Source organism: Pseudomonas sp. 18175 (assembly GCF_050432925.1).
Classification (GTDB): Bacteria; Pseudomonadota; Gammaproteobacteria; order Pseudomonadales; family Pseudomonadaceae; genus Aquipseudomonas.
Genome location: NZ_JBKFTO010000011.1, coordinates 52,469 through 64,661 on the forward strand (window position 1 = coordinate 52,469; position 12,193 = coordinate 64,661).

At 58.0% G+C, this 12,193-nt stretch carries 9 protein-coding genes; 5 read left to right on the forward strand and 4 right to left on the reverse strand.

Annotated elements, in window-relative coordinates; all coding sequences use genetic code 11:
* Positions 1–46 precede the first annotated feature (46 nt).
* The gene (locus ACLD1Y_RS16445; protein WP_429478936.1) at positions 47–2,455 is read right to left on the reverse strand and encodes a DNA translocase FtsK; all 2,409 of its coding nucleotides are present in this window, start codon (positions 2,453–2,455) and stop codon (positions 47–49) included.
* Positions 2,456–2,951: 496 nt separating this feature from the next.
* Between ACLD1Y_RS16445 and aat the strand changes: the two genes are divergently transcribed.
* The 3 genes from aat to infA all read left to right on the forward strand — a co-directional run bounded on the left by aat (position 2,952) and on the right by infA (position 4,714).
* Positions 2,952–3,632 (forward strand): leucyl/phenylalanyl-tRNA--protein transferase, encoded by a 681-nt coding sequence (aat, locus tag ACLD1Y_RS16450; RefSeq protein WP_429478937.1) that lies wholly within the window; start codon positions 2,952–2,954, stop codon positions 3,630–3,632.
* Between the two features lie 55 nt (positions 3,633–3,687).
* On the forward strand, positions 3,688–4,395 hold the full coding sequence (locus ACLD1Y_RS16455; RefSeq protein WP_429478938.1) for an arginyltransferase: 708 nt from the start codon (positions 3,688–3,690) through the stop codon (positions 4,393–4,395).
* A 100-nt stretch (positions 4,396–4,495) separates the two neighbouring features.
* Positions 4,496–4,714: a translation initiation factor IF-1 gene (infA, locus tag ACLD1Y_RS16460; RefSeq protein WP_002553999.1), complete on the forward strand. Its 219-nt coding sequence runs from the start codon at positions 4,496–4,498 to the stop codon at positions 4,712–4,714.
* 246 nt (positions 4,715–4,960) lie between these two features.
* Here the strand turns inward: infA and clpA are convergent, their stop codons facing one another.
* Positions 4,961–7,231, reverse strand: coding sequence for an ATP-dependent Clp protease ATP-binding subunit ClpA (gene clpA / locus ACLD1Y_RS16465; protein WP_429478939.1), 2,271 nt, complete (start codon positions 7,229–7,231; stop codon positions 4,961–4,963).
* 29 nt (positions 7,232–7,260) lie between these two features.
* Positions 7,261–7,629: an ATP-dependent Clp protease adapter ClpS gene (clpS, locus tag ACLD1Y_RS16470; protein ID WP_005789091.1), complete on the reverse strand. Its 369-nt coding sequence runs from the start codon at positions 7,627–7,629 to the stop codon at positions 7,261–7,263.
* Positions 7,630–7,854: 225 nt separating this feature from the next.
* Between clpS and cspD the strand changes: the two genes are divergently transcribed.
* Positions 7,855–8,124, forward strand: a complete 270-nt coding sequence (cspD, locus tag ACLD1Y_RS16475; RefSeq protein WP_429478940.1) for a cold shock domain-containing protein CspD — start codon at positions 7,855–7,857, stop codon at positions 8,122–8,124.
* A 63-nt stretch (positions 8,125–8,187) separates the two neighbouring features.
* Here cspD and icd read toward each other — a convergent pair whose 3' ends face one another.
* Entirely contained in the window at positions 8,188–9,444 is a 1,257-nt protein-coding gene (gene icd, locus ACLD1Y_RS16480) for an NADP-dependent isocitrate dehydrogenase (RefSeq protein WP_429478941.1), read from the reverse strand.
* Between the two features lie 494 nt (positions 9,445–9,938).
* Here icd and ACLD1Y_RS16485 point away from each other — a divergent pair, with 494 nt between their 5' ends.
* Positions 9,939–12,164, forward strand: a complete 2,226-nt coding sequence (locus ACLD1Y_RS16485; RefSeq protein WP_429478942.1) for an NADP-dependent isocitrate dehydrogenase — start codon at positions 9,939–9,941, stop codon at positions 12,162–12,164.
* Positions 12,165–12,193: the final 29 nt, after the last annotated feature.

A 12,193-nucleotide genomic window follows, 5' to 3' on the forward strand; every position in this document is an offset into this window, starting at 1 on the left:
TCATTGAGTCGTTAAGGCGCGCCGCGTGCTACCACGCGGCACGGGATCAGTCGCGCATCTGCCCGGGGGCGATGACTTCACGCGAGCCGTTGGTATTCATTGCGGTCACGACGCCGGCCATTTCCATGGCTTCGATCATGCGGGCGGCGCGGTTGTAGCCGATTTTCAGTTTGCGTTGCACCGCGGAAATCGAGGCGCGACGGCTTTCCAGCACAAAGGCCACGGCTTCGTCGTACAGGGCATCGGTTTCTGCATCGTCGTCACCGCCACCGCCGCCATTTTCGAAGCCGCTACCGGCTTCTTCGACGCCGTTGAGAATGTCGTCGTTGTATTCCGGGGCGCCTCGCAGCTTCCAGGCTTCCACCACGCGGTGAACTTCATCGTCGGACACGAACGCGCCGTGTACACGGATCGGCAGGCTGGTGCCGGGCGGCATGTAGAGCATGTCACCGTGGCCCAGCAGTTGTTCGGCGCCGCCCTGGTCGATGATGGTCCGCGAGTCGATCTTGCTCGATACCTGGAACGCCATGCGCGTCGGAATGTTGGCCTTGATCAGACCGGTGATCACGTCCACCGAAGGGCGCTGGGTGGCGAGGATCAGGTGAATACCGGCGGCCCGCGCCTTCTGGGCGATACGGGCGATCAGTTCTTCAACCTTCTTGCCGACGATCATCATCATGTCGGCGAATTCGTCCACCACCACCACGATGGTTGGTAGCTTGGTCAGCTTTGGCGCTTCGTCGTGAATGCTTTCGCGCTTGTACAACGGGTCATCAATGGTCTCGCCACGATCGTGAGCTTCCTTGATCTTGGCGTTGAAGCCCGCCAGGTTGCGCACGCCCATCTTCGCCATCAACTTATAACGGCGCTCCATCTCGGCCACGCTCCAGCGCAGGGCGTTGGCGGCGTCCTTCATGTCGGTGACTACGGGGCACAGCAGGTGCGGAATGCCTTCGTAGATCGACAGTTCCAACATCTTCGGGTCGATCATGATCAGCTTGGCGTCGTCCGGCCCGGACTTGAACAGGATCGACAGGATCATCGCGTTCACACCCACCGACTTACCGGAACCGGTAGTACCAGCCACCAACAAGTGGGGCATTTTCGCTAGGTCAGTGATCACCGGCTTGCCGCCGATGTCGTGGCCCAGGGCCAAGGTGACCGGGGATTTGAAGTTGTCGTATTCCGGGGTCGAGAGCACTTCGGAGAAGCGCACGATCTGGCGATCTTCGTTGGGAATCTCGATACCCACGGTGGTCTTGCCGGGGATCACTTCCACCACGCGCACGCTGGTCACCGCCAGGGAGCGGGCCAAGTCTTTGGCCAGGTTGGAAATACGGCTGACCTTGACGCCAGCGGCCGGTTGGATTTCGTAACGGGTAATCACCGGGCCGGGGTGGATCGAGTCCACGGTCACTTCGACGCCGAACTCTTTGAGTTTGATTTCCAGCAGATGGCCGACCGCAGCCAGCGACTCTGGGGAATAGTTGAGTTGTTTCTTTTCGGCCGGGTCGAGAATCGAGATCGGCGGCAAGGTGCCTTCGACGGCGCTGTCGACGAACAACGGCGCCTGCTTCTCTTTCTGCACGCGGTGGCTCGGCTCCGGTGGCTTGGGCGGCGCCGGAGCGATCACCGGCGGCACCTGCTTCTCGCGGTCCGACATGTGCTTGCTCAGGGCCTGCTCGCGTTCGATCAAGCGTTCCTTGACCTTGGCCTGTTCGCGGCGGTCTGGCGTGCTTGGGGCCACCACTTCGTTGACGCGGGTGTCCACCTCGCGCAGTTGGGCCACCATGCGCTTGCGGTCAACCCGGGCGGCCCACCAACGGTTAGCGGCGCCCTGGAACAGCTCCAGCAGGTCGAGGGTGATCTTGCCGGTCACGTCCATCACCTTGAACCACGACAGGTCGGTGAACACGGTGAGGCCGAACAGGAACAGTGCGATGAACATCAGGGTGCTGCCCTGGATATTCAGGGTCTTGCGCGCCAAATCACCGAGGCTTTCGCCCAACGCCCCGCCAGCGCCCGCTGGCAGGCCGGTGGGTGCGTGAAAATGGATATGGGCCAAAGCGGCGCCGGAAAGTACCAGGAATACCAGGCCGATCAGGCGCCAGGAGAACAACCAGCCGCTCCACTGCCACGGCTCGTGGCGCTGGCGGAATATCTGCCAGGTCTTGATCGCCAGCAGCAACGGGAAGATGTAGGCGAAGTAACCCAGCACCATAAACAGGATATCGGCGCTGTAGGAACCGGCGGGGCCGCCAAAGTTCTGCACGTCTTCGATCTTGCTGTTGTGGCTCCAGCCCGGATCGTCCTTGCCGTAGGTGAGCAAGGCCATCATCAGGAACAGGCACAGCGCACCGATAGCGATCAGCGCGCCTTCCTTGAGTCGGTAATGCAGGTGCTGGCGCCAGGCCGGCACGACAGCTGCTTTGGGTGTTGCGGCGGATTTCTTCAAAACGGGTCTATTCCTGCGCCTTTAGCGCGTCCATCGACTGAATGACTGTAAATACTGCCCAATCCGAGCAGCTGAAAAATGAACAAGCGTCGTTGAATCTACTTTTAACACTGGGTGAACGCTTGGTGGAATGGCGATAACGCCACAACTCCCGCATTGTACGGGTTTGTGTCCGCGATGCCACGCCCTTGCCCCTCACCCAACAGCATAGCTAATTGAAGTGTCACAACATGTTCAATTTGAGCATGCATTGTCTTTGCTGACAAAGGCTTATGAGCTGTTTTTACCAATCCAGAGCAGCTTGGCAAATGGCCTGCATCCTACAGACCCGATTACGACCACATCCCCGGCATAGAGTTGCAGAAACACCGATTCACACTAATGCAGGCCAGGGCCAGATTCGGGCTGGCCCGATAGCGCCGCGTCGACAATAATCAGCACTGCGAGGCAGGTGTCATACCTGCCACTCCCCTCCCCTTCCGTAAGCCTGGATGCCATGCTGACCTGGTTACAACGCGACTCCCTGACATTCCCCCCGCTGGCCAAGGCCATGCGCGAACCCAATGGCCTGCTTGCCGCCGGTGGCGACCTGTCCGCCGAGCGACTGGTGCAGGCCTACCGCCATGGCTGCTTCCCGTGGTTTTCGGAGGGTCAGCCGATCCTCTGGTGGTCACCCGACCCGCGCACCGTGATATTCCCTGAAGAACTGCACGTATCCCGCAGCCTGGGCAAATTGTTGCGCCAACAACGCTACAGGGTGACCTTCGACCAGGATTTCGCCGCCGTCATCCAGGCCTGCGCCGCACCCCGCGCCTATGCCGATGGCACCTGGATCACCGAGGGCATACAAAGCGCGTATCTGGAACTGCACCGTCGCGGCCACGCTCACTCGGTGGAAGTGTGGGACGACGACACACTGGTGGGCGGGCTGTATGGCCTGGCCATGGGGCAATTGTTCTTTGGCGAGTCCATGTTCAGTCGCGCCGACAACGCCTCGAAATTCGGATTTGCCACGCTGACCCGTCAGTTACAGGCTTGGGGCTTTGTATTGATTGACTGCCAGATGCCCAACGACCACCTGCACAGCCTGGGTGCCCGCGCCATATCCCGTAGCGACTTCGCAGGTTTCCTGCGCGACCATCTGGACCAACCCAACTCTGGACCGTGGGTTTCTTAGGCGACTTGCGCGCACCTGGCTTACACTTATTTCAAAGCTTATCCGAGGGTTGATCATGACCGAGTTGGCGCGTTTGAAGTTTTATGCCACTCAACCCCACTCTTGCAGCTATCTGCCCGACGAGCAGGCCACCACGCTGTTCCTCGACCCCAGCCAGCCTATGGACGTGCATGTGTATGCCGACCTGTCGGAAATGGGTTTTCGGCGCAGCGGCGATCATCTGTACCGGCCCCACTGCCAGAACTGCAATGCCTGCGTCCCGGCGCGCATCCCTGTGGCGCAGTTCCTGCCAGACCGCAATCAGAAACGCATTCTCAAGCGCAACGCCGACCTGACCGTGACAGCAACCAAGCCACGGTTTACCGAGGAGTACTTCGACCTCTACCAGCGCTATATCGAGCAGCGCCACGCCGATGGCGATATGTTTCCGCCCAGCCGCGACCAGTTCTCAACGTTCCTGGTGCGTGACCTGCCCTTCTCGCGCTTTTACGAATTCCGCGCAGACGGCCGCCTGCTGGCGGTGGCCGTGACCGACTTGCTGCCCAATGGCTTGTCGGCGGTCTACACCTTCTATGAACCCCGCGAAGAGCGTCGCAGCCTGGGGCGTTTTGCGATCCTCTGGCAAATCGGTGAGGCCATTCGTCAGGAACTGGAAGCGGTATACCTTGGCTACTGGATCAAAAACTGCAAAAAAATGAGCTACAAGACCCAATATCGCCCCATAGAACTGCTGATTAATCAAAGATGGGTCGTGCTTAACTAGAACCCCTTGGCTTAAACACCCTTTTTCGGGCACAATGCACGCCGCTTTTGCCTGGCGCAGTTGCACCGGGCCATTCACTGGATACCGAGGGCTTTACTGCATGTCGAAAGAAGACAGCTTCGAAATGGAAGGCACTGTCGTCGACACCCTGCCCAACACCATGTTTCGTGTGGAGTTGGAAAATGGGCACGTCGTAACCGCGCATATCTCCGGCAAGATGCGCAAGAACTACATTCGTATTCTTACCGGTGACAAAGTGCGCGTCGAGCTGACGCCCTATGACTTGAGCAAAGGGCGCATCACTTACCGCGCTCGCTAAACAAGTCAATACAAAACGCCCGGTTATGCCGGGCGTTTTTGTGTGCGCACTCTTTTTATCCAACACCACAAATCCACTGTGGGAGCGGGCTTGCTCGCGAATGCGGTGTGTCAGGCTACTAATTTGAGCCTGATGCACCGCATTCGCGAGCAAGCCCGCTCCCACATTTGATCTTCTACGCCCTTAAGATAGCGCACACAGCAAAAAGGCGCCTTTCGGCGCCTTTTGCTTTGTTGCGATCAGCTATCAGGCCATTTCAGCCGTGGTCTCGAACTCGAAGGTCAGCTCGCCGTCCTTCAGGTCGATATGCACCACGCCGCCATGGTCGGAAAGCTCGCCGAACAGGATCTCTTCGGCCAATGGCCGCTTGATCTTGTCCTGGATCAGACGCGCCATTGGGCGAGCGCCCATTGCCGCATCGTAACCACCTTCGGCCAGCCAACTGCGTGCCGCATCTGTCACTTCCAACTGCACGCGCTTGTCTTCCAACTGCGCTTGAAGCTCGGTAAGGAACTTGTCCACCACGCTTTTTATAACCTCATGACTGAGGCGACCAAACTGGATAATGGTGTCCAGGCGGTTGCGGAACTCCGGCGTAAAGCTCTTCTTGATCACTTCCATCGCATCGGACGAGTGATCCTGATGACTAAAGCCAATCGAAGCCCGCGCGGCCGTTTCGGCACCGGCGTTGGTGGTCATGATCACGATCACGTTGCGGAAGTCCGCCTTGCGCCCATTGTTGTCGGTCAGGGTCCCGTGGTCCATGACCTGCAACAGCAGGTTGAAGACTTCTGGGTGGGCCTTCTCGATTTCATCGAGCAGCAGCACGCAATGGGGTTGCTTGGTAATCGCTTCGGTCAACAAGCCACCCTGGTCGAACCCAACATAGCCCGGAGGTGCACCGATCAGGCGCGACACAGTGTGGCGCTCCATGTACTCGGACATGTCGAACCGCACCAACTCGATCCCCATGGCCTTGGCCAACTGCCGCGCCGCTTCGGTCTTGCCAACACCGGTCGGGCCGGCGAATAGGAACGAGCCGACAGGCTTGTCCGGAGACTTGAGGCCCGCACGCGAAAGCTTGATGGCGGTGGACAACGCATCGATAGCTGCATCTTGACCAAATACAGTGAGCTTGAGGTCACGCTCCAAGTTACGCAGCAGTTCCTTGTCGGAGCTGTTGACGTGCTTAGGCGGAATCCGCGCAATCTTCGCCACGATGTCCTCGACCTGAGGCACGTCGATACGTTTCACACGCTTCTCGACCGGCTGCAGGCGCTGATAGGCACCCGCCTCGTCGATTACATCGATAGCCTTGTCTGGCATATGGCGGTCATTGATGTAGCGCGACGCCAGCTCAGCGGCCGAACGCAGGGCTTCATCGGTGTACTCGATGCCATGATGCGCCTCGAAGCGCCCCTTGAGCCCACGCAGGATACCGATGGTGTCTTCAACCGAAGGCTCGGATACGTCGACTTTCTGGAAGCGACGCGCCAGGGCACGGTCCTTTTCGAAGATCCCGCGGAATTCCTGGAACGTGGTCGAGCCGATGCAACGGATATCACCCGACGACAGCAACGGCTTGAGCAGGTTGGAAGCGTCCATCACCCCACCGGATGCCGCACCGGCACCAATGATGGTGTGGATCTCATCGATAAACAGGATCGCCTGCGGGCGTTTTTTCAGCTCGCCGAGCAACGCCTTGAAGCGCTTCTCGAAATCGCCACGGTACTTGGTCCCGGCGAGCAATGCGCCCAGGTCAAGGGAGTAGACGACGCTGTTGGCCAGCAGGTCAGGCACCTGGTTGTCCACGATGCGCTTGGCCAAGCCTTCGGCAATCGCGGTTTTACCCACGCCCGCCTCACCCACCAGCAACGGGTTGTTCTTGCGACGACGTGCAAGGATCTGCGCTACACGCTCAACCTCAAGCTCACGCCCCACCAGCGGATCGATCCGCCCCTGGCGCGCCAGCTCATTGAGGTTACTGGCATAGGCATCCAATGGATTGCCCGAAGAAGAAGACTCACCACCCTCGTCGTCCTGCATCTCCTGCTCACCCTCGGAATGATCGCCGTGCCCAGGCACCTTGGAGATACCGTGGGCGATGTAGTTGACGACATCAATACGGGCAACGCTCTGCTGCTTGAGCAGGAACACCGCCTGGCTTTCCTGTTCGCTGAAGATCGCCACAAGCACATTGGCGCCTGTGACTTCACGCTTACCGGAGCTCTGAACGTGGAACACAGCACGCTGAAGCACACGCTGAAAGCCCAGGGTTGGCTGGGTTTCACGGTCTTCATCGTGGACTGGAATAAGTGGCGTCGTGGAGTCGATAAACTCCTGCAGGTCATGCTTGAGTTTGTCGAGGTTGGCGCCGCACGCACGCAAAACGGTGGCGGCAGCTTCGTTATCCAAAAGTGCCAGCAGCAGGTGTTCGACGGTCATGAATTCATGACGCTTCGAACGAGCCTCCTTGAAGGCAAGATTGAGGGTGACTTCGAGCTCGCGGTTTAACATAGCTTCACCTCATACCCAAGTGGTCGGCGTTAACCGTCCTTCTCGATTTCACAGAGTAGCGGATGCTGGCTTTCCCTGGCGTACTGGTTGACCTGCATGGCCTTTGTCTCGGCGATGTCGCGGGTAAACACTCCACATACTGCCCGTCCTTCTGTGTGAACGGCCAGCATTACCTTGGTCGCCAACTCGCGGTTCAGGTTAAAAAACACCTCGAGTACTTCGACCACGAAATCCATCGGTGTGTAGTCATCATTGAACAAAACCACCTTGTACATCGGCGGCGCCTGTAGAGCAGGCTTGGCCTCCTGAACAGCAATGCCTGCAGAACCGTCGTCATCATGTTCCTGATCCGGTCGATCCTGATTGAATGTTAGTCGAATCTGGCTGTTTGCATGCATGGAAAGAAAGGTTCGTCAGTGGTTCAAATACAGTGGTGGGGGCGACCTGTCAGAATTTCAACTCTGAACGACTAGTCACCTTGACTATCGGCAAATCGGTGTTACAACCAATAGAACCCACAGTGGGTAAAAAAGGTCCGCGCAGTCAACCTTAATTTATTCGGGTTAGGACGGATAAACTGGATGATACTCCAGTGATGGAGTCTGGTGCAGAGGGATATGGGTATGGCTAGTGGTAAGGTCAAGTGGTTCAACAATGCCAAGGGTTACGGTTTTATCAACGAAGACGGTAAAACCGAAGACCTTTTTGCGCATTATTCAGCGATCGAAATGGACGGATACAAGACGCTGAAAGCGGGCCAACCTGTGAGTTTTGAAGTCATTCAAGGACCGAAAGGCTTGCACGCCGTGAAAATCAATCACGTCGTGGTTGCAATTACCCCCGAAAAATCTGAAAAAACCGCTACACACAAACAAAAAAAACTGACGACCTAACCTATCGCAAGCGAAAAATGGCCACCCCAATAAACACGGGGTGGCCGTTTTTGCATTTGGCGGTTACATGTGCGAAATCAGTGCATCCCCAAAGCCCGAAGAAGACACCAACTTCGCACCATCCATCAAGCGTTCGAAGTCATAGGTCACCGTCTTGGCCGAGATGGCGCCATTGGTGCCCTTGATGATCAAGTCCGCCGCCTCGACCCAGCCCATGTGACGCAACATCATTTCCGCCGACAGGATCAACGAACCCGGATTGACCTGATCCTTGCCTGCGTATTTAGGCGCCGTGCCATGAGTGGCCTCGAACATCGCCACGGTGTCGGACAAGTTAGCCCCCGGCGCGATACCGATCCCGCCTACTTCCGCCGCCAGCGCATCGGAAAGATAGTCACCATTCAAGTTGAGGGTGGCGATCACATCATACTCAGCAGGACGCAGCAGGATCTGCTGAAGCATGGCATCGGCGATGGCATCCTTGACCACCACGTTCTTGCCAGTTTTCGGGTTCTTAAACTGCATCCACGGGCCGCCATCGAGCAGCGTGGCACCAAATTCCTCACCGGCCACCTCATAGGCCCACTCTTTAAAGGCGCCCTCGGTAAACTTCATGATGTTGCCTTTGTGCACGATGGTCAGCGAGTCGCGGTCGTTATCCACCACATATTGCAGGGCTTTGCGCGCCAGGCGCTTGGTGCCTTCTTTCGATACTGGCTTCACGCCAATGCCGCAGTCCTGGTCGAAACGGATCTTGGTAACGCCCATTTCCTCCTTGAGGAACTTGATCACCTTGATGGCTTCCGCAGAGCCGGCCTTCCACTCAATGCCGGCGTAAATATCTTCGGAGTTTTCACGGAAGATGGTCATGTCCACATCTCCCGGCTTTTTCACCGGGCTCGGCACGCCTTCAAACCAGCGCACTGGGCGCAAACACACATAGAGGTCGAGCTGCTGACGCAGGGCCACGTTCAGCGAACGAATGCCACCACCGACCGGGGTGGTCAGCGGCCCTTTGATTGAAACCACGTAATCCTTGACCGCATCCAGGGTTTCCTGGGGCAGCCAGGTGTCCTGGTCGTAGACTTGAGTCGCCTTTTCGCCGGCATACACCTCCATCCAAGAGATTTTGCGCTTGCCGCCATAGGCCTTTTCAACAGCTGCGTCGACCACTTTGATCATCACCGGGCTGATGTCGACGCCGATACCGTCACCTTCGATATAGGGGATGATCGGTTGGTCAGGAACATTGAGAGAATGGTCTGCATTGACGGTGATTTTGTCGCCGACGGCTGGAACCTGAATCTTCTTGTATCCCATGCTGAACTCCATCTTTGGATTGAACATCTGGCTGCGTTCGAGCCTACTCCAGATAAATGGCGACTGAAACCTCACGCCATGCTCATTTGCATCGAAAACAGCACAATTAGTCGCCTACAAGCCTGAAATCAAAGGCAAAATCGCCAATCTTGAGCACGCCATGCGACTTTGGGCGCGACGAAGTACCTGCGACCTTTAGACCAATGGACGACACACCTTTTGTATGAAGGCTCGGCGTAAGCATAGCGACCTATGTATAATGCCGCCGCTGACCCAAGAGTCACGACGGCTGACCGCTCTGGAACAGGTGCCTTCAGCCATAAAGCCGGACTATTACAATAGTCCAAACGCTTGACGCTCGACTGATGCAACCCAACATCACCGCGAAGAAACCTCGACATTTCGCTCATGGATGACTTTGAACGAACGCGCTCCACCCGGCGCATCTCGAGTTTCTGCGCACGCTTTCAGCAAAGAAGAGAGTTAATCCGAATATGCCCACCCGCTCGAAGATCATCTACACCTTCACCGACGAAGCCCCGGCCCTCGCCACCTATTCACTGCTGCCTATCGTAGAGGCCTTCACCGCTTCCGCTGATATTGCCGTGGAAACCCGCGACATTTCCCTCGCCGCGCGCATCCTCGCAAGCTTCCCCGAGCAACTGGGCGCCAAGGCTATCCCGGACCACCTCGCCGAACTGGGCGACCTGGCCGTTACGCCTGAAGCCAACATCATCAAGCTGCCTAACATCAGTGCCTCGACCCCCCAGCTGCAAGCCGCGATCAAGGAACTGCAGGCCCAGGGCTATGCCCTGCCGGACTACCCGGAAACCGTAACCACCGACGCGGAAAAAGAAACCCGTGCACGTTACGACAAGGTCAAGGGCAGCGCCGTGAACCCGGTACTGCGCGAAGGCAACTCCGACCGCCGCGCACCGCTGTCGGTCAAGAACTACGCGCGCAAGCACCCGCACAAAATGGGCGCCTGGGCAGCTGACTCCAAGTCCCACATCGCTCACATGAGCAATGGCGACTTCTACGGCAGCGAAAAAGCCGTACAGATCGAAGCAGCCGACGCGGTGAAGATCGAACTGATCGCCCAAGACGGCACCGCGACCGTATTGAAGGAAAAGACTTCCGTACAAGCTGGCGAGATCATCGACAGCGCCGTACTGAGCAAGAACGCCCTGCGCAGCTTCATCGCCGCCGAAATCGAAGATGCCAAGAAGCAAGGCGTGCTGCTGTCGGTTCACCTCAAAGCCACCATGATGAAGGTCTCCGACCCGATCATGTTCGGCCAGATCGTAGCCGAATTCTATAAAGACGCCCTGACCAAGCACGCCACCGTGCTGGAGCAGATCGGCTTCAACCTGAACAACGGCATCGGCGACCTGTACGCTCGCATCAAAGCGTTGCCAGCCGACCAGCAAGCGCAGATCGAAGCTGACATCCAAGCGGTGTACGCCGCTCGCCCATCCCTGGCGATGGTCAACTCCGACAAAGGCATCACCAACCTGCACGTGCCGAGCGACGTGATCGTTGACGCCTCGATGCCAGCCATGATCCGTGACTCCGGCAAGATGTGGGGCACCGACGGCCAACTGCACGACACCAAGGCGGTGATCCCGGATCGCTGCTACGCCACCATCTACCAAGCCGTCATCGAAGACTGCAAGGCCAATGGCGCATTCGACCCAACCACCATGGGCAGCGTGCCAAACGTTGGCCTGATGGCGAAGAAAGCCGAAGAGTACGGCTCCCACGACAAGACCTTCCAGATCAAGGCTGACGGCGTAGTGCGCGTCACCGACAGCAAGGGCAACCTGCTGATGGAACAGAACGTCGAAGCTGGCGACATCTTCCGCATGTGCCAGACCAAAGACGCGCCGATCCAGGACTGGGTCAAACTGGCCGTCAACCGTGCTCGCGCCAGCAACACCCCAGCGATCTTCTGGCTGGACCCTAAGCGTGCGCACGATGGCGTCGTGGTCGAGAAAGTTCAGGCTTACCTGAAAGACCACAACACCGAAGGCCTGGACATCCGCATCATGGCTCCGGTCGATGCGATGAAGTTCACCCTGGAACGCACCCGCAAGGGCCTGGACACCATCTCGGTGACCGGCAACGTACTGCGTGACTACCTGACCGACCTATTCCCGATCATGGAACTGGGCACCAGCGCCAAGATGCTGTCCATCGTGCCGCTGATGAACGGCGGTGGCCTGTTCGAAACCGGCGCCGGCGGTTCGGCTCCGAAGCACGTGCAGCAACTGGTGGAAGAGAACTTCCTGCGCTGGGATTCCCTGGGCGAGTTCCTGGCCCTGGCGGCCTCCCTTGAGCATTTGGGTGTGACGTACAACAACCCGAAAGCCCTGGTCCTGTCCAAGACCCTGGACCAGGCCACTGGCCAGTTCCTCGACAACAACAAGTCGCCATCGCGCAAAGTCGGCAACATCGACAACCGCGGCAGCCACTTCTACCTGGCGCTGTACTGGGCTCAAGCCCTGGCCGCCCAGAGCGAAGACACTGCACTGCAAGCGCAGTTTGGCGAACTGGCCGAGACCCTGACTGCGAACGAGGCAACCATCGTTGCCGAACTCAACGCCGTACAGGGCAAGCCAGTGGACATCGGCGGCTACTACGCGCCGAGCCCGGAGCTGACCAGCAAAGCCATGCGCCCAAGCAACACCCTCAACGCGGCAATTGCCAAGTTGAAGTAAGGTTGTAAGGATGCAAAGAAGCCCCGGCC